This is a genomic window from Bacillus sp. 275, from assembly GCF_001999205.1.
GTDB lineage: Bacteria > Bacillota > Bacilli > Bacillales > Bacillaceae > Bacillus > Bacillus velezensis.
The window spans coordinates 3893900-3913199 of sequence record NZ_CP019626.1 but is presented as its reverse complement, the minus strand read 5'-3'; the positions used below and the strand labels follow the sequence as shown (position 1 = coordinate 3913199).

The following is a 19300-nucleotide window of genomic DNA, read 5'->3' as shown; positions in this document are numbered from 1 at the left end:
GGAGCAGCAATGCCAAAACATAAACTGCTGTACGATTATTTAACTGAACGGGCGGAGGACATCAGTCAGACATGGTTTGATACGCTTCATGAAACGGATCCTGATTCTGTTTATGCTTCTACTGACCCGGCTGTACTCACGAATCTGAAAAAACAAAATCTGGCGTTTAATTATCAGCTCAATCGGATTTTTTCTGAAGAGAAGGAAGTATATACAGCGGCATTAGAAAAGTGGGCGTTTGAAGCCGCACGGGATGAAGAACATTTAAAAACTCCCATCCATTACATCATTCGCGAGTTTATCAGAGTTCGTGATTTGTATGTCGGCCATGTCAAGCAGTTTACCAGACTTCATTCAGACACCTTGACAGAAGAAGATGCCGAAGATATATTCCATACGCTGATTAAATCGTTTGATGTGGTCATTCATATTTTCATAGAAGAAATGTATAAAAACACAAACATTCAGCTTAAAGCGCAAAAAGAATTGATTACCGAGCTGAGCTCGCCGGTAATTGTGCTTTTTGACAATGTCGGACTGCTGCCGCTGATCGGGGATATTGACACGGCAAGAGCCAAAATGATCTTGGAGAATACGCTGCACCAGTGTTCAGAGAAGCGCATCACGCAGCTGTACATTGATTTATCGGGCGTAGCCATGATTGACACGATGGTTGCCCAACAGCTTTTCACCTTAATTGAATCACTCGGAATGCTCGGCGTGAAAGCGACATTATCCGGAATCCGTCCTGAAATCGCCCAAACCGCGGTGCAGCTCGGACTGAGTTTCTCAAATTTATCAATAAGGTCTTCGCTTGCAGAAGCGATCGCTTCCGATCTGACACAAAAAAAGGGATAAGGCATTTCAGCCTTATCCCTTTTTTTATCAGTCTTTCCACGGATATGTCCAATACACTTCTTCTTCAAACCATGTCTGAAGAACCGGCTCGTTATTTTTTATTTTTTCTTCCAGCTCTCTCAGCATGCCTTCCGTTTGGGTGCGGTGCGCTTTTAAGGCATTCATTTTAATATCGGCAACCTCTTTAATATCAAGAATAACATCAGGCTTGCCGACGGCTTCCTCCCTGTTGCGGGTGATTGCCATGCAAAGCGTGCGCGGGCGGTCCTCTTTTTTCTTTCTGTAAAGCGCTCTGATAACCGCTTCGCCGCATGCATCATGATCCGGATGGACGCCGTGCTCCGGATAGAATGTGACAATCAGACTCGGTTTTACATCGTCGATAATCTCTTCCATCATATCCGCGAGCCACTCGTCATCTTCAAATTCAAGTGTTTTATCACGAAGCCCCAGCATTCTCAGGTCAGTAACGTCCATTGCTTTGCATGCGTCGATCAGCTCTTGTTTTCTTAACAGCGGCAGTGTTTCACGGTTCGCGAAAAAAGGATCTCCCATGTTCCGGCCCATTTCGCCAAGCGTTGCGCATGCATACGTAACGGGAATATCTTTTTGTCTGTGTAAAGCAATCAGCCCTGCCACTCCGTATGATTCATCATCAGGGTGAGGCAGGATGACGAGTACATGTTCTTTCATGATTTTCACCCTTTTCTTTAAACTGTAAACGGCTTTTCGCTGATTTGAAGCGAAATCGCCAATTTTCCGCCCGGCAGATGCCCTGCCATTAACAAGCGGTCTTCGTCATCTACTGTATATTCAGTCAGACCTTCTGCGTAAATCCAGCCTTCTTCCGTTTTCAAACCGACGCGGTACGGGCCGTTTCCTTTGATTTTCGCCTGATGGTACGTCACTTTTGCATTGCGTATATAGGCTACAACCGTCATGTTTTTCTCATTCAGATGCGCTGAATAAGAACCGGTCGTTGTTTCCAAATGGATATATACAGGACGATCGGCATATCGCTCTAAAGAAGTTTGCACATCTTCTTTTATGATCGCTTTCATAGCTGCTCCCCTCTTTCTTCTTTTAAAAATTGCAAACGCTTCGTATGTAGTTCAACCAATTCATATTTCTCAATCGGCCGCAGCCGGGAATCTACAATTCGCTGCACCGCCAGAGCAAACTTTTCCTCGGGTGACTTCCGGAGCCTCGGATGTGTTCTTTGATCAAGCAGTTCAAGATCAATTGCCTTCTCCGCTTCTTCAAGAGTTGAAGCCGGGAGAGTGCGGTTATTCCACAGTGCCTGATAGGCTTTTGCTATGTCTTTATCAGTGCCCATTGTACAGCTCCTTTACATACTCGTAATGATTATACATAATTTAAGCTATCGCTGGAAAGCGAAAGGCTTAGCGGCTTTTTATCGGCCGCTTCCATTTTATCTGTGAAAAGGTAAACAAAAGCAATGCTGCCCATATACAAATGAAGGTAAACGCTTTTTGCCCGGAAAACGGTTCATGATACACAAATACGCCGAGCATAAGGGTAATGGTCGGCGCTATATATTGCAAAATGCCGACTTGATACAGCGGCAGACGCTTTGCCCCCTCTGCAAACAGCAACAGCGGCAGAGCCGTAAATACGCCTGCGAAGAATAGGAGCGCCCATGTTCCTGCCCCCAAGGACCCGGGAGTGCTCCCGTCAGCTGTATATCCTAAATAAATAAGTGCAGCCGGGGTAATCAAAAGCGTCTCCAGCGTCAGTCCGATCGTGCTGGACATGCGGGTTCTTTTTTTACATAAGCCGTACAGACCGAAGCTGAATGCAAGCAGCAATGCGATATAAGGAACCGCGCCATATTGAAACGCAGATATGATCACGGCCGCCCCGGCAATAGAAACGGCTGCTGTTTGCATCTTGTTAAGCTTTTCTTTTAAGAATAGGATGCCCAAAAGAACGGAAACGAGCGGATTAATGTAGTACCCGAGACTTGCTTCAAGCAAAAAGCCGTGATTGACGGCCCATATGTACACAAACCAATTAACGGAAATTAAAACGGAAGCGAAAAAAAGCGCCAGCAGGCCCCCTTCCGATTTCAAAAGACGCAGTTCACGCCATCCGGTTTTCCACTTCTTAAGCACAGTTAAAAGCACACACATGAAAACAAATGACCATAAAATCCGGTGAGCTAAAATGTCCAATGCGGGTATTTGTTCAAGAAGTTTCCAATAGACCGGAAACAGCCCCCACATGACGAAAGAACAAGCGGTATAAATGATTCCTTTTCTTGCGTTATTCCCTTGCACGGCCTTCCCCTTCCTTTCTGTAAACAGATTATATTATATCACGGGAAGCTTCCGGCGGGCATATACTATGTTGTCCGTTAAGAAAGGGTGAGATGCCGTGTTTGATTGGAACAGATATTTTCCCTTCCAAAATCAGTTCTCTAAAGAAACGTTTAAAAATGCTGATCCGAAAGATGTCGAGACATATGTCAACCGAGTGATGGAAAGCGTATTCGGCGCCGGTTATGCCGGACAGTTCCCTTTTCGCGACCCAATGTCCAAAAAGGCCGAGCCGGTCGAAGCGGAACCGCCCAAGCCGGAAATTGACCTTTTTGAAACATCCGATCATGTTTTTGCGAAAATTCCCGCCGAACAAGAGGAACTCGACCGTATCAGGATTAAGCATACGTCACACAGCCTCGTTGTAGAGAACAGCAGTCTGGGAGAAGGAAAAAAAGAAATCGTCCTTCCGAGCCTCGTCAAACGGAAAGGAACAAAAGCAGTCTATAAAGACGGGATGATTGAAGTTATGTTTTCAAAACAGGAAGACTACAATCTATCGGAAGTGGAGATTTTAAGATAAAAAAACGGCCCGCGCGATGCAGGCCGTTTTTTCTTTAATAAAATGGCGGATAACCGCCGGCACCCGGCCCAAAACCGCCGTATGGGACGCCTCCGTATCCGTAACCGGCGAACCCGTACGGATAGCGGGGTCTTGTAAAGCCTGTGGCAATCACGCCTCCGAGAAGACCGCCTAAAAATCCGCCGAATAAAGGAGCGCCGAACAAAAAAGGACTTCTCGCCGGAAATCCGGCAGGACCGAAATTCCCGCGATACAATGCATGACGAGGGTACATGTTTTTCCTCCTTTATGTCTGCCTATTCTTAAGCGTATTCATAAAATGAGGAAATTGATTGGGCGATTGTAACAACATGTGCCTCTCTGTGATATTGCATTAATGTATAAATATTTTGGTTATAATTTGATTACATTTTGATTAACTGTTATACTTTTTTACAAGTTGCGACATGATAAAAAACCATCAGGGGGAATAAAATATGCCATTACTTCGTTTTGACGTTATTGAAGGCCGGGATGACGCAGCATTAAAGAAATTACTGGATACCGCCCATTACGCCATGGTTAAAGCTTTTGACGTCCCTGTAACGGACCGTTATCAGATCGTTCACCAGCATCGGCCTCATGAGCTTATCATTGAAGATACCGGGCTCGGTTTCAAAAGAAGCAAAGATCTTGTCATCATCAGCATTGTCAGCAAAGCGCGCACCGAACATCAAAAAGAAACGTTATATCAACTGATGGCTGATCAGCTTAAAACAGAATGCGGCATATCACCCGAGGACGTCATGATTTCCATTACAGAAAACGGGAACGCCGATTGGAGCTTCGGGCTTGGTGAGGCTCAGTTTTTAACCGGGAAACTGTAAAAGGCCTCCCGGCTTGTTCTGAATGATTGCAAACTGAATAAAAGAGGGATGTATGTTGGTTAGTGAGTTGTATCCTTGTTTAATATGCGGATTTAAAGGATTAGAGACAAGTCCCGTTTATAACGGCGAATATCAAAAAACATTTGATATTTGCCCCTGCTGCGGGTTTGAATTCGGCTACAGCGAAGACCATGACGTAAGCTTAGGGTTTATTGTAACGCCTGATCATTTAATTGAAGCGGCATTTCAGTTATACCGGAAACAGTGGATTGAGGGAGGAATGAAACTATTTTCTCCAAATGATGTCCCGGCGGAATGTAAAAATGATCATTTCCTTACATTCGATGCTTTATTAAAGCAATTAAAAGGCTTGAATCTCAATCTGAACAATTTTGATATTAATGGTTTTTATGACGAGTAAACATGATCATTAAGAAAAGGCTGCCTTGGGCAGCCTTTGTTATTCATCACATGTGTCGTTGGCAGATCCCCCGGGCTCGCAAAAACTGTCTGCCCATTTTTGCATTTCCTGAAAAACGGCTTGCAGGGCCAAGCCTTTATCAGTCAGTTTATAAATGACTTTGACAGGTGTTTCAGGCAGCACCTGACGCTCGACGATTTCATTTTGTTCCAGCTCTTTGAGCCGCTCCGCGAGCATTTTTTGGCTGATTGTCGGTATCGTTTCGGTCATATCTTTAAATCGTTTCGGCCCGTCCATCAGTACATGGATAATGAGGCCGTTCCAGCGCTTTCCCAAAAGAGAAAAAGCGGATTCCATTTTAGGACACATTGTATATCCCACGTGAGTTCATCCCTTCATCTATGAATTGACAAGTTTTTTGTGATCCATTAAAATTAGTTTTCGAGTTACATTTAGTAAGCTTCTAACTTTTCTATTATGATAACACGTTTATCCGAAGGAGGAAACATGATGACATCCGTATTAGACGTTTTAAAAGAACGCGCATCTGTTAAAGAATACGATAAAGACGCGGTCATTACAAAAGAGGAATTAACAGAACTCCTTGAAATCACAACGCAAGCGCCTTCCGCCTGGAACCTTCAGCATTGGCATTTTCAAGTCTTTCACAGTGATGAAGCAAAAGCTGCCCTGCTTCCGGTTGCTTTTAATCAAAAACAGATTATTGATTCATCAGCAGTTATTGCCGTATTAGGCGATTTAAAAGCAAATGAAAATGGTGAAGACGTTTATGCTGAACTGGCTGAGCAAGGCAATATCACAGAAGAGATTAAACAAACGCTTTTAGGCCAGATTAACGGTGCATACCAAAATGATCAGTTTGCCCGTGATTCAGCATTTTTAAACGCTTCTTTAGCAGCGATGCAGCTGATGCTTGCCGCTAAAGCAAAGGGCTACGACACTTGCGCGATCGGCGGATTCAATAAAGAGCAATTCGTTAAGGAATTCGACGTGAGCGAGCGTTTCGTGCCCGTCATGCTGATTTCAATCGGTAAAGCCGTTAAGCCGGCGCATAAAAGCAACCGGCTGCCTGTATCTAAAGTGTCAACTTGGCTGTAAGATGAAAGAAACCCTTAGTCCGCTTAAGCAGACTAAGGGTTTTTTATAGGAATCGCTCACTGTACCAGGTTCGTGCCTGCTCTGCTTCCTGCTGTGTGAGCTGATGACCGCCTTCCTGCCAAACAAGAGAAACGGATGCATGGGCATCTGTCAGATACTGATAAAGCTCCTCCGATTCTTCTTTTGTACATAGGGGATCGCGTTTTCCCGCACCGATAAACACAGGCATCCCTTCCATATCAGGCAGCTTCACTCCGCGTATCGGCACCATCGGATGATGCAGAACCGCTCCTTTCAGTACATCTTTATAATGAAACAAAAGACTTGCTGCAATATTGGCGCCGTTTGAATAGCCGGCAGCAATCACGTTTTCTCTGCTGAATCCGTACATTTGCGCCGCTTCATCAATAAAATTCTTTAATTCTTCCGTCCGTTCAATTAAATCTTTCTCGTCAAATACGCCTTCTTTCAGCCGCTTAAAAAAACGGGGCATGCCGTTTTCCGACACTGATCCTCTGACCCCGAGCAGACTTGCGTTCGGATCGATAAAACGTCCGAGCGACAGAAGATCATGTTCATTTCCTCCCGTTCCGTGCAAAAGCAGCAGAACATTTTCTGACGTTCCCTGTTCAAACACATGTTTCATCATCATTCTCCTTTCTCCATTTTGGGCAGAACAGCTGTAATCTGGCTGCGATGCTCTTCCAGCCATTCCGGAAGCTTCAGCTCTGTTCCGAGATTTTCAAAGGATTCATCCGTCATAAACCCCGGTTCATCGGTTGCCATTTCAAATAAAATGCCGCCGCTTTCCCTGAAATAGATTGATGTAAAGTAAGACCTGTCAAGAATGTCAGATGAAGCAAGATGAGAATCAGCAAGAATATCCTTCCATTCCGCCTGCTCTTTTTCGCTAGTGCGGAAAGCGACATGATGAACCGTCCCGTAACCGCCGATACCTGCTTCTTTCGGTGCGAGATCAACATCTATAATATGTCCGATCCGCGCCTCCGATTGCAGCCTGACAATCTGATGTTCTTCTCCTGTCTTTGAATAACCGAAGCGTTCTATGAGAAATTGAATGGTTGCTTCAGGACGGTACGAGTATAGAAGAACACCTCTCATGCCTGTGATCGCTTCTTTTTCAGTAATGCCCGCAGGAGTCCATTCACTCTGTCCGCTTCTTTCATCTTCCATTATGGCAAGCGGCAGGTCTTCTGTATCATTAAAGAGAAGCACTTGTTCAGACAGCATGATCTGTTCTTTTACAGACAAGCCGTTTTCTTCAAGCCGGCGCTTCCAAAACGCGAGTGCTCCTTTCGGCACGGAGAAATAAATTCTTCCGGCCTGCCCTTTTCCCACGGTTCCCGGGCGGCTTCCCTGAAAAGGAAAAAATGTAATGATCGTACCCGGCTCTCCGTTTTGGTTGCCGAAATAAAAGTGATAAGTGGCCGGGTCGTCAAAATTAACGGTTTTTTTAACGAGCCGCAAACCCAGCACTTCAGTATAAAACCGAAGATTTTCAGCAGGATCTTTTGCAAATGCGGTAACATGGTGCAATCCTTGCGTATTCAATGTATTCACTCCTAAATATCTTGATTTCGAGATATTAACTATTCTAATTTAATATGAATGAAGATGCAACTAAAGTGTTTCAGTTAAAAAAGTAATAGAATTCTTTTTTTTCTGAAAAATACCTTGTGATCTTATCTGACACCTGCTATGATAAGGAGCATTATCAAGTTTCAGGAGGAAAGTAAATGGTCAGAAAAGCACTAATTTTCGTTCTCATCTTAATCCCTTTCAGCCAGCTGGCCCTGCTGTCAGTCGCTAATCGGGTTCATCCGATCATTATCGGGCTGCCTTTTTTTCATTTCTGGCTGCTTTTATGGATCGCAGTCACTCCATTATGTTCGTTTCTTATTTATAGGCTGCAGAAGAAACAAGGAGGACTGGACTGATGCCCGCAAATATAACAGCATTGATCATTACAGCCGTCATCGTTTTAACCGTTGTCTGTATCGGCTTTATAGCCGGGAGAGACAAATCATCACGCACTTCTGTTGAGGAATGGTCTGTCGGCGGCAGACGGTTCGGGGGGCTCCTCGTCTGGTTTTTAGTCGGCGCGGATCTCTATACGGCTTATACGTTTTTAGGCTTAACAAGCACTGCCTACACAGGGGGAAGCGTTGCTTTTTTTGCAATCCCGTATTCTGTTTTGGCGTATTTTATCGCGTATTTCTTTCTGCCGAAGCTGTGGAAAGTGGCAAAAATACACAAATTAACGACGCTTGCCGATTATGCCCGTGAGCGTTTTGACAGTAAACTTTTGGCCAGTCTTGTCGCCATTGTCGGCGTACTTATGCTCATTCCTTATATTTGTCTCCAGCTGAGCGGAATTCAAGATACGCTTCAGGTGGCCGGAACGGGTGTCATTAATGTCAATATGGTCGTCATCATCTCTTTTATTCTTGTAGCGCTGTATACTTTTTTCAGCGGAATTAAAGGGCCGACGTTTACGGCGATTATTAAAGACATTCTCGTGTGGGTGATTATGCTGTTTATGGTCGTCTCACTCCCGCTGATCCATTTTCACGGCTGGACGCCGATGATTCACACTTTGGCTGAAAAAGCGCCGCAAATGCTGACGATTCCGGACTCGGGGCCGAAAGGAATTCCTTGGTTTATCACAGCTTCCATCGTATCTGCGCTGGCGCTCTTTATGTGGGCGCATGCGGCAACCGGCGTATTTACGGCAAAAAGCGCAGATGCCGTCCGCAAAAACAGCATGTTTCTGCCGCTTTATAATATTGTTTTGATTCTTGTTATTTTTCTCGGCTTTATCGCGTTTCTTGTCCTGCCGGAAGATACCAATCCGCGGCTCGCTTTATTGAAGCTGATTCAAACGTCTTACGGCGGAGTCGCGCAGGGCTTTGCTTACTCCACGATTGCTCTTGCGTCATTGATTCCCTGCTCTATCATGGCCATCGGAGCATCAAACTTATTTGCGAATAACTTATATCGGGATTTGATTCACCCGAATGTGTCACCAAGCAAGCTGACGATGATCACCCGTTCAATGGTATTTGTCGTCATCGGGCTCGCGCTTTTATTCGGCATGCTGTTCCCGACTGCGCTCGTTACCCTTCAGCTTCTCGGTGTTTCCGGCATGGTTCAGATCTTTCCGGCTATCGCCGTCAGTCTGTTTTGGAAGAATCAAACGAAAGAAGCGACAATTATCGGTCTTCTCGTCGGTCTTATCGTGACATTCACGGTAAATATCACCCAATCCGCCCACGGTATATATGAAGGCTTTTGGGGTTTGACCGCTAATATGGCAGCCGTTATTATCCTCAACCCGTTTTTTGTAAAAAAAGCGGCTTCAAACGCCGTCAAAGACGGTTTATTCAATAAAGCGCCTTCTGATGAACTGAACCAAAAAGGCGCTTAACAGAAAGAAGCCGGCACGTAAATGTGCCGGTTTTTTACTTTTTTCTCTTCCATTTATAGGTAGCCACGGTTTTAGCCGGGATGACGGCTTCAAACTGCCGATTTTCTGAAACGACATGGAATTTTTGATCGGCGGATGTCTGGTTGATTACGACTGTCACAATGGATTGATCAGGATTAAGGAACGATACATTCGAGACTGTGTTTTTGGATCCGTAATTACTTTCTATCCGCTTTGCTCCCCGGTCGATAAATTTTGAAAAGTTGCCTGTCATATGAAAGATCGGGATATTCCAATAGCGGTCAGGTTTTTTAGCATCCTGAATAAACAGCGTCGGGTCTGGGGTGCCTATCCAATGATGCGTCTTGATTTGACTGTCGAGCATCGTCACCCACGCATTGTAGCTCGACGCGCCGTTGCGGAAATACTGCGCGATCCGGTCCGCCCCTGCCGTCCCCCAAACAGACCGCTCCGTTAAGTGAATAGATTTATCAGGATATCTCTTTCCGATTTCCGACATGACGGAAAGGTCACCGTCATAATCGTGAAAAGCGATGCCGTCTGCCGCCCGGTTTCCTTTTTTATCATCTAAAATCGGCGGAATATAGTTCCACGCCCCGCTCGCATTGTGATCATAAATCCAAATTTTTGTGTCAATTACGTGTTTTTTCATTTCTTTTTTTAAGGCCAGTGCCAGTTTACGCTGCTGAGACGGCGGAATATACATGCTCGGATAGTCGATTTCCAGCAAAGGTTCATTTTGAAGGGTCAGCGCATAAATCGGAATTCCTTGCTTTTCGTACGCCTCAATAAATTTGCGGAAGTAAACGGCCAGTGCGCCGATATATTTATCTTTCAGCTTTCCCCGCTTGAGGTTTTCATTCGTTTTCATCCAAGCCGGCGGACTCCACGGCGAGGCAATGATTTTCAGTTCCGGATTTATCGCCAGCGCTTCCTTGATGGTTGCTGTAATGTGTAAATCAACATCCTTTTGAATCGAGAAATGATGGAGCTTAGGATCTGTTTGGCCTTCAGGCATATCGTCATACGTATAAAATTCCTGTGCCGTAAAATCAGATGTCCCGATCGTTATGCGCATAACGTCCATTCCGATACCATCTTTGGGATCAACCAGTTTTTTCAGCACTTCTTTTCTTTTTGCGGGTGTCATTTTTGATAAATTATGGATTGTGGATTCTTCCAGGGACGATCCTACGCCTAACACACTTTGATAGCGGCGCGACGGATCAATATACACAGCGGCGGAGTCAGAAGCCTTCTTTTTTGTCAATGTAAGCGGTGTTTGTTCGTCTAAGGCGTATTTCACTTCCAGCGGCCCGTCATACCACGTACGGGAAGCCGGATCTTTTTCAGAACTGAACCACACCCTTACTTTGTTTTTGTCTGAAGCCTTCCGATCAGCCGCATACACTTCGGTTTCCGTGCTGCTTGACATGAAAAAGAAAAACATAAGAAAAACCAGGGTCATGTGCAGACCTTTTTTCAAAAACATGAACCACCATCCCTTTCCTTATTTTTATAAGCGATTCTAAAAGAAAAGCCGGACAGTCACCTCCTTTCCGCTTAAATGAATACGCTTTCAAAATTACTGATAAAAAGCCGGCTTCACACAACGGTGAAGCCTTCCCTTTTTACACCTTTAAGATACATATGAGCCGTTTGTTTCAATCACTTTTTTATACCATTCAAATGAGTCTTTCTTAAGCCGCCTCATTGAACCGTTGCCTTCATTATCCCGATCAACATAAATCATGCCGTAGCGTTTTTTCATTTCTCCGGTTGTAAATGACACGATATCAATAATTCCCCATGGTGTATAGCCCATTACATCCACACCATCATATGTGATTGCTTTTTTCAAAGCTTTTATATGTGACGATAAATATTCAATTCTTGAAGTGTCATGAATTGAACCGTCCTCTTCTAATGTGTCGATGGCGCCGAACCCGTTTTCCACGATAAATAATGGAATCTGGTAGCGGTCGTATAAGCGGTTTAATGTGTACCGTAAACCGGTCGGGTCAATCGCCCAGCCCCAATCACTCGCTGTAATATAAGGATTTTCCACACCGTTTGGCAATCCTCCGTTTACGACATCCCCGGTATTATCGTTTGATACATCACTTTTTACGGTTGTAGACATGTAATAGCTGAATCCGAGGTAGTCCACTCGGCCGTTTTTCAAAATCTCTTCATCACCGTCTTCAAAGTGTATCTGATAACCTTCTCTTTCAAATTCTTTTAACGCATAGCTTGGATAATATCCGCGAACCTGCACGTCCGGGAAGAAAAAACGCTGTCTCATCGTTTCTTCAGCCAGCATCACATCATCGGGGTGAGATGAGTACGGGTAAATCGGAACATGTGATACCATCGCGCCGATCCTGAACTCGGGATTGATGTCTCTTCCCTTCGAAACAGCCAATGCGCTTGCCAGCAGTTCGTGATGGCCGGCCTGATACATGACTTCTTTTGCGTTTTCGTTTTCTTTGACGGCGACGCCCGAGTTCGTCCATAAAAAGATCGGATTATTCACATCCATCTTATTATTGATTTCGTTAAACGTCATCCAATACTTCACCTTATGTTTATAGCGTTCAAAACACACTTCAGCGAATTTTACAAAAAATCCGACTGTTTTTCTGTTTCTGAAACCGCCGTATTCTCTCGCCAAATGCAGCGGCATCTCAAAATGTGACAACGTGATTACCGGTTCAATCCCATGTTTCAGCAATTCATCAAACACCCGGTCGTAAAAAGCCAATCCTTCCTCATTGGGCTCGGCTTCATCACCTTTAGGAAAAATTCTGCTCCAGCCGATGGACGTTCTTAAACATTTCAGACCCAGCTCGCTGAATAATGCGATGTCCTCTTTATAACGATGATAAAAATCGATCGCTTCATGATTCGGATAAAATTCCCGCTCTTCAATTGTATCTGTTATTTTCCGGGGCACACCATGCGCGCCTGCCGTCATGACGTCCACTACACTCGGTCCCTTGCCGCCTTTATTCCATCCCCCTTCAAATTGGTGGGCGGCCAGAGCGCCTCCCCATAAAAAATCTTTTGGCAATGTCCCCATCGTTTATATCCTCCTTTATTTGACTGCCGCTTGCATGCCGAATAAATGCACTGCAGCCGCTTCAAGCATCTGCTTCGCAAGTGCAGAAGAATTCCTGCCTTTATTTTCATATTATACGTTTACATTATAATTGTACCGGTATAATTTATCAATACATGAACAATTATAGTTAATTTACGAAATGGCTTTTAAAAACGATTATGCTATAATTCTGGAAGAAGCGGGACAATAAATGAATGAGGAATGTATATGTTAAAATACCAGCAAATCGCGATAGCTATTGAAAAATACATAGAAGAACATCAGCTGCAGCAAGGGGATAAACTGCCTGTGCTGCAAACCTTAATGACCCGGTTTAACGTGAGCAAAAGCACGATCACCAAGTCCTTAGATTTATTAGAAAAAAAGGGGATTGTGTTTCAAGTGAGGGGAAGCGGCATTTTTGTCAGACGGAATAAAAGAAAAGGGTATATCAGTCTGCTTTCTAATCAGGGATTTAAAGAATCACTTGAAGATTTTAATGTTACTTCCAAATTATTAGCGCTGGAAGTGAGAAAACCCACGCCTGAGGCTGCCCAAAATCTGAATATGCCGCCTGACGGCGACGTGTATTATGTCAAGCGAATCCGATATATTGACGGGCTGACATTGTGTATCGAAGAGTCATTTTACAACAAATCGATTATTACGTATTTGAATAAAGAGATCGTGGCAGAATCAATATTTGATTATATTAGAGAAGGTCTCGGGTTAAAGCGTGGTTTTTCAGATTTATATCTGTACGCGGGAATGTTAAATGAGGAAGAAGCGGAGTACTTAGGTCTGTTTACAGGAGCGCCTAAGCTTTGCGTTGAAACGATTTTTCATTTAACCAACGGCCAGCCGTTTGACTTCTCAAAAGTCACCTATCACTATGAGCAATCACAGTTTTTCATTCAGGCGAACAGCCACCTTTTTGAACAGGAAACGACATAAGACGGGCTTTTCGCAAACAGAAAACACCCAATGCGCGTGCGACGCATCGGGTGTTTTTTACTATTTCATATTCTTATTTAATGTTTCAACGGCTTTTTTCATTTGTGTATCGTTGTCCGCAAGCTGTTTTTGCAGATCCGTCATCAATTTTGCCGTTGTGTCTCCCTTTATAATGCCTGTTTGTTTCAGTTTCTCTTTTGCTTGGAATTGTTTAACGGCTTGTTCAAATGCTTTATCATACGTGCCGTTTACTTTCACGCTGTACCCCAGCGCTTTCAGCATTTTTTGCGCATTGGTGACGGTGGTTCCGGAATCCCCGTATTTGTATGTTTTTTTCGCATCTAAATACGGCAGGTTCGCATATTCAGGAAGCTTAACCTGATATTGCGGTTTGATGCCTTTTTTATGAATCCACTCTCCGTCCGCTGTCAGCCATTTAGCGATTGTCAGTTTAACGGTAGAACCGTCGCTGTAATCTTTTGCCGTCTGCACGGTTCCTTTTCCGAACGTTTTCTCGCCGATCAGCGGAATGCCCGATGATTCATGCAGCGCAGCCGACATGATTTCTGCGGCGCTCGCGGTGCCGTCATTGACGAGGACGACTGTCGGTTTTGTCACTTTGCGCTCTTTCGTCGCTTTCATGACCTCTTTCGTGCCGTCTTTGTATTCGACCTGCATGATATTTTTCCCTTTATCGATAAACATGTTGCTCATTTTGATGGCTTCATCCATCAGTCCGCCCGGGTTGCCCCTTAAATCGAGAATGTATCCTTTCGCTCCTTGTTTTTCGAGGCTGTCAATGGCTGAATTCAGCTCTTTTGCCGTCGATTCGGAGAAGGATGTGATTTGGATTTCGCCGATGTCTCCTTTTTTCATTTCAGAGTACACCGTTTCAACCGGAATGGTGTCACGTTTGATCGACAGGTTCAGATCGCCGACACCCGCTCTGTGCAGCACGAGCTTGACGTTTGTTCCCTTTTTGCCGCGGATTAATGCGACGGCTTCGTTTACATTAAGGCCTTTAACGCTTTTGCCGTTGACCTTCAAGATCTGGTCATTCGGTTTAACCCCCGCTTTTTCCGCGGGTGACCCTTTAATCGGCGATACGATCAGGATACTGCCGTCCTTTTCTTCCACTTGTGCGCCGATGCCTTCAAACGAAGCGGAAATGGTTTCTTCAAAAGACTTTCCTTCCTGCGGGTCCATATAAGAAGAATATGGATCATCCAGGGAACTGATCATGCCTTTTATCGCTCCGTCTACTAATTTGCTGTCATCTGTTTTTTGATAGTAATCACTTTTAATCTGCTCGTAGGCTTTATTGAATTTCTCAAATTTGCTGTTCGTCAAAGCAGCCGAGCCTTGTCCGAAAATGGTCGTATTGCCCGTGATAAACAGCGTAAGCGCCGACGCTGCGACCGCAGTGATCAATATAATAAAAAACAGTTTAAATTGCCGCTTCAAGAAAACACCACCTTTTTATTCTTACATTATTATCATAGACGAACGCTCATTCGTCAACTTCAAACGTGAGGCGCCCTTCTTTCTCGTTTACCCAAACCTATGTTTTTCTCTCAACATATGCTGAGGAAAAAAGGAGGATTCGGCCTTTGAGCAAATATTTAGAAATGCTGTCCTTATTCGGAGTCGGAGGGGCTCACCCGGGCGGGCTCGCTTTTTCCAAAGCCGTTCTCACAAAAGCGGCTCCTCCTCCTGGCGAACCGATTCTTGACGCCGGCTGCGGAACGGGACAGACGGCCGCTTATCTCGGCCACCTGCTGTACCCCGTCACCTGTGTTGATAAGGATCCCCTTATGCTTGAAAAAGCAGCAAAACGATTTGCCGCTGAAGGCTTAACCATTCCGGGCTATTTGGCGGAGCTTGAGCGGCTTCCGTTTGCTGAAAATCAATTTTCCGCCGTTCTTTCCGAATCAGTTCTCACCTTTTCAAATCTTGATTCATCGCTGTCTGAAATTCTGCGGGTCCTTAAACCCGGGGGTATGCTGATCGGCATTGAAGCTGCTTTACAAAAGCCCATGCCGGAAAACGCCATCACGCAGATAAAAGACTTCTACGGTTTTACCGTATTGCAGGATGAAACGGCATGGAAACAGAGATTGCTTCAACAAGGCTTTCAGAAAGCGGATTTCATTCCCGCTGTTTATGAAAACAATGCGCAGGAGCCGACTACAGAAATGGATTTATCGCCCGTTATTCAGCCGGTTCACTACGATACGCTGACGGCTCATTACGAGCTTATGCAGACGTACCGTGAATATATGGGACACTGCGCTTTTGTCGCTTACAAGTAAAACGGCGATTGTCCTCCTGTTTTCGTCCAACCTTTTTAACGCACTCTATCATAAGCTGACATAGAAAGATAGGTTGGATAGGAGGAGAAAAGATGCAAAACTATTATCATCTTTGCCGGCAGCACCAGGGAAAAGTAGCAAGAATTACAGAACGAAACGGCAGAGTCCACGTCGGAAGAATCGTACGGGTGACTAACAGCAAAGTGTATATCACCCCTGTCAGCGGCCGTCACAGAGGATACGGGTTCGGCTATTGGGGAGGCTGGGGAGGCTGGGGAGCAGCCTACGGTATCGGCCTTGGTTTCATTACCGGATTTGCGCTTGGAGGTTTACTCTTCTGGTAATAAAGAAAGCCCGCTTTCTATTTTTCAAGCGGGCTTCTTCTTATTACACTTTCTTTACTTCATTAAAATATTCTTCAAGCGTTAATTGATGATCATGGATGGCTTTTGCCGCTTTTTTGCCTACATAGCGTAAATGCCATGGTTCATACTCATACTTTGTGACATTTTCTTTGCCTTTAGGATAGCGGATGATAAAGCCGTATTCATACGCATGGTCTTTCACCCATTTGCCGTCCGCCGTGTTTCCGAACGCTTCATTCAGCTCATATCCGTTGCTTTTGCTGGAAATGTCCATGGCAAGCCCCGTCTGGTGTTCGCTTTGCCCCGGATATGCGACGGCTTCTTTCGCCTTTTTTTCACCTTTCAGACTGACTTCATTATCGAAAATAACTTTCTGTCTGTCATAAGAGCGGTATCCTGAAACGGCAACCAGGTCATAACCTTCTTTTTTCCCGGCGCTGAATAGTTTCGCCAAAGCATCGGCGGCAGGTTTGCGGATATATCGTTTCTCGATTTTCTCAGTAAAAGAAAATTCGACTTTCGGGATCACGAGATCATTCGGTTTATAATCTCCCGGCAGCGTGTATGTCTTATTCACGAGCGCAAGTGTATTTGTCGGGTTTTGAATGGTCTCAAGCCCGTTCACTTCTTTAATATCATTAAAATATTTGCTCTCCAATACAAAATCGCTGTTTTCTGCCTTCGTTGTTTTTTTGCTTGATGTGTCATCTGATTGTTTTGTTTCAGCTGCTGTTTTTGTGTCCTTGTGGCTGTCGCCGCCTGAAATGCTGCAGCCGGTTCCCACGATTGCGGTTACGCTGAGAGCGGCAGCGAGCGAGAACCATTTAGTGGATTTCTTCATTTTACACTTACCTTTCTTTTTTTGAATCAGGGCGATGCATAAAGAAGAGGGCTGCTTTAATCAGCATAACCCTCATCTCAAGTTTACGAAACAGTATGCAGCGCCAGTTTAATCATATCATGAAAAGTCGTTTGACGCTCTTCTGCCGTTGTTTCTTCTCCCGTTAATACGTGATCGCTTACAGTCAGGATAGACAGCGCTTTTTTGCCGTATTTAGCGGCAAGCGTATATAAAGCAGTCGTTTCCATCTCTACGCCGAGAACGCCGTATCTGGCAAGCTTTTCGATTTGGGAGTCTTCATTGTAAAACTGATCGGCGGTGAATACGCTTCCGACCGCTACGGGAAGATTGTTTTTTTGCGCTTCCTGGTACGCTTTATGAAGCAGTTCGAAGTCTGCGCAAGGAGCATAATCTACACTGCCGAAGGCGACACGGTTCATCTGTGAATCAGTTGAAGACGTCATAGCCAAAATCACGTCACGCACCTTCACGTCATTACGGATGGCTCCGCATGAGCCGACTCTGATTAAGTTTTGAACATCATAGCTTTGAATCAGTTCATTCACATAAATAGAGATAGACGGAACACCCATGCCGGTGCCTTGAACTGATACTTTTTTGCCGTTATATGTACCCGTAAATCCGTACATTCCTCTGACTTCATTATAGCATTCCACATTTTCAAGATACGTTTCCGCAATAAATTTCGCTCGGAGCGGATCTCCCGGCAAAAGCACTGTATCCGCAATTTGGCCTTTTTCTGCGTTTATATGTACACTCATTTCCTTTTCCTCCTGCCTATTCAAACTCCCACCCATTGTACACTGAATAACGGTAAGAGACAATCATCAGCATGATCAGGGCGATCTTGGGCAGAATATGCGGGATGACAAGCCTAAAGAAAAAGGAGTGAACATAATGGGCAAAAAACAGCGCAACCGGGTGACCGGCCAGAAAAAGAACAATCACGTGCCCGTTTCAGACGTCATTGCAGCTGATGAAGCGCATGGAAAAGAGCATTCCGCCGCTAAACGGAAGCCTTAACACTGTCTTTCCCAGACAATACGGAAGCCGGCTGAAGATTCAGCCGGCCCCGTCTTACCTCGGCTGGACGAGCAGCCGGTTAATTTTGCTCCATCCCGCAGGGTTAAGCCTGTAATAGGTCTTTCCTTTTCTTCCTTCGTCTATGAGTATGACATCTCCGGTCGCTATGAATCTGGCTTGATAGTCGTTTGGGACCGTATCAGGCACATTAAAAACAGAAAATGCCCTTTCCAGTGCGTCTTGATGATTGTCAGCGGCCAGCTCTGTCCGATAGACGACCCTGTATCCCTTTTTCTCGCCGTAGCGGGGTGTTTGAAAAATCGTCACATCATAGGCGCAAGTCTTTTTTTTAAACACGGGCAGCGATAACAGCATCAAGATCCCTCCCTCTTATTTCTTAATAGTATTAGCGTTTTTTCTCATTTCTCCTGTCTCTATTTTTGTCGAAACGGATGATACTTTTCGTCAAAGAGCGCAAAAAGCGAAACGAGGCAAAGTCCGAGACTGAATCCGGCAAGCACATCCGTCGGAAAATGCGCGCCCAAATAAATTCTGCTGAATCCGATCAGAATGACGAGAACCCCGGTAAAGACGGTGACGGCCCGTTTTCTTTTCGTGAAAAACGGAACATGCTTGATCAAAAAGTAAGCGATGACGGGATACATCACTGCCGAATTCATGGAGTGGCCGCTCGGAAAACTGTATGAGGTTTCATGGACGAGTGGTTCAAAAGCGGGTCTGGCTCTTTCAATCAATTCTTTTATTTTTATGTTTACAATCCGTTCAATGAGAAAGAGAAGCGGCAAAAAAACAACATCCGGCGTTTTTTTGTACATATACAGAGCCGCACCTGTCAAAAGAAGAAGCGGCAAAAGCACCGCGGTCGTGCCGAGCTCCGTTATCCATAACATCAATTCATTCAGCCAGGCAGCCCTGATCCTGACAGCCGCTTCTATGACACGCTCATCAAAAACCCGGACGGCTTCTATCCGGATCGCTGCTGCGAGCAGAATAAACAATGCGAAAAGACTTGCTGGCTTGTACAACGTTTTCCCCCCATGTTTCATTCTCCCGAGCTGATTGAAA

General features: G+C 44.9%; 26 protein-coding genes. 11 read left to right on the top strand and 15 right to left on the bottom strand.

The window, feature by feature from the left end:
* Positions 1 to 9: 9 nt before the first annotated feature.
* Positions 10 to 858, top strand: coding sequence for an STAS domain-containing protein (locus BZ167_RS19345; RefSeq protein ID WP_077392187.1), 849 nt, complete (start codon positions 10 to 12; stop codon positions 856 to 858).
* Positions 859 to 885: 27 nt separating this feature from the next.
* On the opposite strand, the gene bshB2 is transcribed toward BZ167_RS19345, so the two are convergent.
* The 4 genes from bshB2 to rarD form a co-directional block, all read right to left on the bottom strand.
* The gene (gene bshB2 / locus BZ167_RS19340) at positions 886 to 1551 is read right to left on the bottom strand and encodes a bacillithiol biosynthesis deacetylase BshB2 (protein ID WP_007407961.1); all 666 of its coding nucleotides are present in this window, start codon (positions 1549 to 1551) and stop codon (positions 886 to 888) included.
* Between the two features lie 17 nt (positions 1552 to 1568).
* Positions 1569 to 1919 carry a YojF family protein gene (locus BZ167_RS19335; protein WP_007611980.1) on the bottom strand — a complete coding sequence of 117 codons (351 nt, stop codon included), beginning with the start codon at positions 1917 to 1919 and terminating at the stop codon, positions 1569 to 1571.
* Complete coding sequence (locus BZ167_RS19330) at positions 1916 to 2194, bottom strand: hypothetical protein (protein WP_003153742.1); 279 nt, start codon at positions 2192 to 2194, stop codon at positions 1916 to 1918. The genes BZ167_RS19335 and BZ167_RS19330 overlap by 4 nt, the downstream gene beginning before the upstream one ends.
* Positions 2195 to 2261: 67 nt before the next feature.
* Entirely contained in the window at positions 2262 to 3158 is an 897-nt protein-coding gene (rarD, locus tag BZ167_RS19325) for an EamA family transporter RarD (protein ID WP_039254865.1), read from the bottom strand.
* 97 nt (positions 3159 to 3255) lie between these two features.
* Here rarD and BZ167_RS19320 point away from each other — a divergent pair, with 97 nt between their 5' ends.
* Positions 3256 to 3720, top strand: coding sequence for a hypothetical protein (locus BZ167_RS19320; RefSeq protein WP_039254863.1), 465 nt, complete (start codon positions 3256 to 3258; stop codon positions 3718 to 3720).
* Positions 3721 to 3754: 34 nt separating this feature from the next.
* Here the strand turns inward: BZ167_RS19320 and BZ167_RS19315 are convergent, their stop codons facing one another.
* Entirely contained in the window at positions 3755 to 3994 is a 240-nt protein-coding gene (locus tag BZ167_RS19315; RefSeq protein ID WP_003153736.1) for a hypothetical protein, read from the bottom strand.
* A 202-nt stretch (positions 3995 to 4196) separates the two neighbouring features.
* On the opposite strand from BZ167_RS19315, the gene BZ167_RS19310 reads away from it, so the two are divergent.
* Positions 4197 to 4586, top strand: a complete 390-nt coding sequence (locus BZ167_RS19310; RefSeq protein WP_003153733.1) for a tautomerase family protein — start codon at positions 4197 to 4199, stop codon at positions 4584 to 4586.
* A 52-nt stretch (positions 4587 to 4638) separates the two neighbouring features.
* Entirely contained in the window at positions 4639 to 5007 is a 369-nt protein-coding gene (locus BZ167_RS19305) for a hypothetical protein (protein WP_012117758.1), read from the top strand.
* A gap of 39 nt (positions 5008 to 5046) precedes the next feature.
* Here BZ167_RS19305 and BZ167_RS19300 read toward each other — a convergent pair whose 3' ends face one another.
* Positions 5047 to 5388, bottom strand: a complete 342-nt coding sequence (locus tag BZ167_RS19300) for a transcriptional regulator YodB (RefSeq protein WP_012117759.1) — start codon at positions 5386 to 5388, stop codon at positions 5047 to 5049.
* 129 nt (positions 5389 to 5517) lie between these two features.
* Between BZ167_RS19300 and BZ167_RS19295 the strand changes: the two genes are divergently transcribed.
* The gene (locus tag BZ167_RS19295; RefSeq protein ID WP_003153727.1) at positions 5518 to 6126 is read left to right on the top strand and encodes a nitroreductase family protein; all 609 of its coding nucleotides are present in this window, start codon (positions 5518 to 5520) and stop codon (positions 6124 to 6126) included.
* A 43-nt stretch (positions 6127 to 6169) separates the two neighbouring features.
* On the opposite strand, the gene BZ167_RS19290 is transcribed toward BZ167_RS19295, so the two are convergent.
* Together BZ167_RS19290 and BZ167_RS19285 are read right to left on the bottom strand one after the other, a co-directional pair.
* Entirely contained in the window at positions 6170 to 6772 is a 603-nt protein-coding gene (locus BZ167_RS19290) for an alpha/beta hydrolase (RefSeq protein ID WP_023356960.1), read from the bottom strand.
* A 2-nt stretch (positions 6773 to 6774) separates the two neighbouring features.
* A complete protein-coding gene (locus BZ167_RS19285; RefSeq protein WP_025284865.1) occupies positions 6775 to 7698 on the bottom strand; it encodes a ring-cleaving dioxygenase in 924 nt (307 codons plus the stop codon).
* Between the two features lie 185 nt (positions 7699 to 7883).
* On the opposite strand from BZ167_RS19285, the gene BZ167_RS19280 reads away from it, so the two are divergent.
* Positions 7884 to 8084, top strand: coding sequence for a DUF3311 domain-containing protein (locus BZ167_RS19280; RefSeq protein WP_003153716.1), 201 nt, complete (start codon positions 7884 to 7886; stop codon positions 8082 to 8084).
* Positions 8084 to 9574 (top strand): sodium:solute symporter family protein, encoded by a 1491-nt coding sequence (locus tag BZ167_RS19275; protein ID WP_061860634.1) that lies wholly within the window; start codon positions 8084 to 8086, stop codon positions 9572 to 9574. The genes BZ167_RS19280 and BZ167_RS19275 overlap by 1 nt, the downstream gene beginning before the upstream one ends.
* 34 nt (positions 9575 to 9608) lie before the next feature.
* On the opposite strand, the gene BZ167_RS19270 is transcribed toward BZ167_RS19275, so the two are convergent.
* Together BZ167_RS19270 and bglA are read right to left on the bottom strand one after the other, a co-directional pair.
* Entirely contained in the window at positions 9609 to 11087 is a 1479-nt protein-coding gene (locus BZ167_RS19270) for a glycoside hydrolase family 30 protein (protein WP_077392186.1), read from the bottom strand.
* A 147-nt stretch (positions 11088 to 11234) separates the two neighbouring features.
* Positions 11235 to 12677, bottom strand: coding sequence for a 6-phospho-beta-glucosidase BglA (gene bglA / locus BZ167_RS19260; RefSeq protein ID WP_012117765.1), 1443 nt, complete (start codon positions 12675 to 12677; stop codon positions 11235 to 11237).
* A 249-nt stretch (positions 12678 to 12926) separates the two neighbouring features.
* Between bglA and BZ167_RS19255 the strand changes: the two genes are divergently transcribed.
* On the top strand, positions 12927 to 13652 hold the full coding sequence (locus BZ167_RS19255; protein ID WP_061860635.1) for a GntR family transcriptional regulator: 726 nt from the start codon (positions 12927 to 12929) through the stop codon (positions 13650 to 13652).
* Between the two features lie 60 nt (positions 13653 to 13712).
* On the opposite strand, the gene ctpA is transcribed toward BZ167_RS19255, so the two are convergent.
* Positions 13713 to 15116, bottom strand: coding sequence for a carboxy-terminal processing protease CtpA (ctpA, locus tag BZ167_RS19250; RefSeq protein WP_039254848.1), 1404 nt, complete (start codon positions 15114 to 15116; stop codon positions 13713 to 13715).
* Between the two features lie 146 nt (positions 15117 to 15262).
* On the opposite strand from ctpA, the gene BZ167_RS19245 reads away from it, so the two are divergent.
* Together BZ167_RS19245 and BZ167_RS19240 are read left to right on the top strand one after the other, a co-directional pair.
* Positions 15263 to 15964, top strand: a complete 702-nt coding sequence (locus BZ167_RS19245; RefSeq protein ID WP_007407947.1) for a class I SAM-dependent methyltransferase — start codon at positions 15263 to 15265, stop codon at positions 15962 to 15964.
* 92 nt (positions 15965 to 16056) lie between these two features.
* Positions 16057 to 16308 carry a hypothetical protein gene (locus BZ167_RS19240; protein ID WP_061860636.1) on the top strand — a complete coding sequence of 84 codons (252 nt, stop codon included), beginning with the start codon at positions 16057 to 16059 and terminating at the stop codon, positions 16306 to 16308.
* Between the two features lie 43 nt (positions 16309 to 16351).
* Here the strand turns inward: BZ167_RS19240 and BZ167_RS19235 are convergent, their stop codons facing one another.
* Positions 16352 to 17170, bottom strand: a complete 819-nt coding sequence (locus BZ167_RS19235; protein WP_015417648.1) for a M15 family metallopeptidase — start codon at positions 17168 to 17170, stop codon at positions 16352 to 16354.
* A gap of 83 nt (positions 17171 to 17253) precedes the next feature.
* Entirely contained in the window at positions 17254 to 17952 is a 699-nt protein-coding gene (gene deoD, locus BZ167_RS19230; RefSeq protein WP_003153702.1) for a purine-nucleoside phosphorylase, read from the bottom strand.
* A 136-nt stretch (positions 17953 to 18088) separates the two neighbouring features.
* Between deoD and BZ167_RS20235 the strand changes: the two genes are divergently transcribed.
* The gene (locus tag BZ167_RS20235; RefSeq protein WP_003153701.1) at positions 18089 to 18214 is read left to right on the top strand and encodes a hypothetical protein; all 126 of its coding nucleotides are present in this window, start codon (positions 18089 to 18091) and stop codon (positions 18212 to 18214) included.
* A 54-nt stretch (positions 18215 to 18268) separates the two neighbouring features.
* On the opposite strand, the gene BZ167_RS19225 is transcribed toward BZ167_RS20235, so the two are convergent.
* Both BZ167_RS19225 and BZ167_RS19220 read right to left on the bottom strand, forming a co-directional pair.
* Entirely contained in the window at positions 18269 to 18589 is a 321-nt protein-coding gene (locus BZ167_RS19225; RefSeq protein ID WP_003153700.1) for a YodL domain-containing protein, read from the bottom strand.
* Between the two features lie 59 nt (positions 18590 to 18648).
* Positions 18649 to 19260 carry a phosphatase PAP2 family protein gene (locus BZ167_RS19220; RefSeq protein ID WP_025284872.1) on the bottom strand — a complete coding sequence of 204 codons (612 nt, stop codon included), beginning with the start codon at positions 19258 to 19260 and terminating at the stop codon, positions 18649 to 18651.
* Positions 19261 to 19300 lie beyond the last annotated feature (40 nt).

What these genes read in the sequence shown, in the direction of transcription:
- BZ167_RS19295 (WP_003153727.1), top strand. Translation starts at nt 5,518, where the DNA reads ATGACATCCGTATTAGACGTTTTAAAAGAACGCGCATCTGTTAAAGAA.
- BZ167_RS19280 (WP_003153716.1), top strand. Translation starts at nt 7,884, where the DNA reads ATGGTCAGAAAAGCACTAATTTTCGTTCTCATCTTAATCCCTTTCAGC.
- BZ167_RS19275 (WP_061860634.1), top strand. Translation starts at nt 8,084, where the DNA reads ATGCCCGCAAATATAACAGCATTGATCATTACAGCCGTCATCGTTTTA.
- deoD (WP_003153702.1), bottom strand. Translation starts at nt 17,952, where the DNA reads ATGAGTGTACATATAAACGCAGAAAAAGGCCAAATTGCGGATACAGTG.
- BZ167_RS19290 (WP_023356960.1), bottom strand. Translation starts at nt 6,772, where the DNA reads ATGAAACATGTGTTTGAACAGGGAACGTCAGAAAATGTTCTGCTGCTT.
- bshB2 (WP_007407961.1), bottom strand. Translation starts at nt 1,551, where the DNA reads ATGAAAGAACATGTACTCGTCATCCTGCCTCACCCTGATGATGAATCA.
- BZ167_RS19235 (WP_015417648.1), bottom strand. Translation starts at nt 17,170, where the DNA reads ATGAAGAAATCCACTAAATGGTTCTCGCTCGCTGCCGCTCTCAGCGTA.
- BZ167_RS19330 (WP_003153742.1), bottom strand. Translation starts at nt 2,194, where the DNA reads ATGGGCACTGATAAAGACATAGCAAAAGCCTATCAGGCACTGTGGAAT.
- BZ167_RS19255 (WP_061860635.1), top strand. Translation starts at nt 12,927, where the DNA reads ATGTTAAAATACCAGCAAATCGCGATAGCTATTGAAAAATACATAGAA.
- BZ167_RS19345 (WP_077392187.1), top strand. Translation starts at nt 10, where the DNA reads ATGCCAAAACATAAACTGCTGTACGATTATTTAACTGAACGGGCGGAG.
- BZ167_RS19270 (WP_077392186.1), bottom strand. Translation starts at nt 11,087, where the DNA reads ATGTTTTTGAAAAAAGGTCTGCACATGACCCTGGTTTTTCTTATGTTT.
- BZ167_RS19240 (WP_061860636.1), top strand. Translation starts at nt 16,057, where the DNA reads ATGCAAAACTATTATCATCTTTGCCGGCAGCACCAGGGAAAAGTAGCA.
- BZ167_RS19310 (WP_003153733.1), top strand. Translation starts at nt 4,197, where the DNA reads ATGCCATTACTTCGTTTTGACGTTATTGAAGGCCGGGATGACGCAGCA.
- BZ167_RS19305 (WP_012117758.1), top strand. Translation starts at nt 4,639, where the DNA reads ATGTTGGTTAGTGAGTTGTATCCTTGTTTAATATGCGGATTTAAAGGA.
- bglA (WP_012117765.1), bottom strand. Translation starts at nt 12,677, where the DNA reads ATGGGGACATTGCCAAAAGATTTTTTATGGGGAGGCGCTCTGGCCGCC.
- BZ167_RS19315 (WP_003153736.1), bottom strand. Translation starts at nt 3,994, where the DNA reads ATGTACCCTCGTCATGCATTGTATCGCGGGAATTTCGGTCCTGCCGGA.
- BZ167_RS20235 (WP_003153701.1), top strand. Translation starts at nt 18,089, where the DNA reads ATGGGCAAAAAACAGCGCAACCGGGTGACCGGCCAGAAAAAGAACAAT.
- BZ167_RS19225 (WP_003153700.1), bottom strand. Translation starts at nt 18,589, where the DNA reads ATGCTGTTATCGCTGCCCGTGTTTAAAAAAAAGACTTGCGCCTATGAT.
- BZ167_RS19335 (WP_007611980.1), bottom strand. Translation starts at nt 1,919, where the DNA reads ATGAAAGCGATCATAAAAGAAGATGTGCAAACTTCTTTAGAGCGATAT.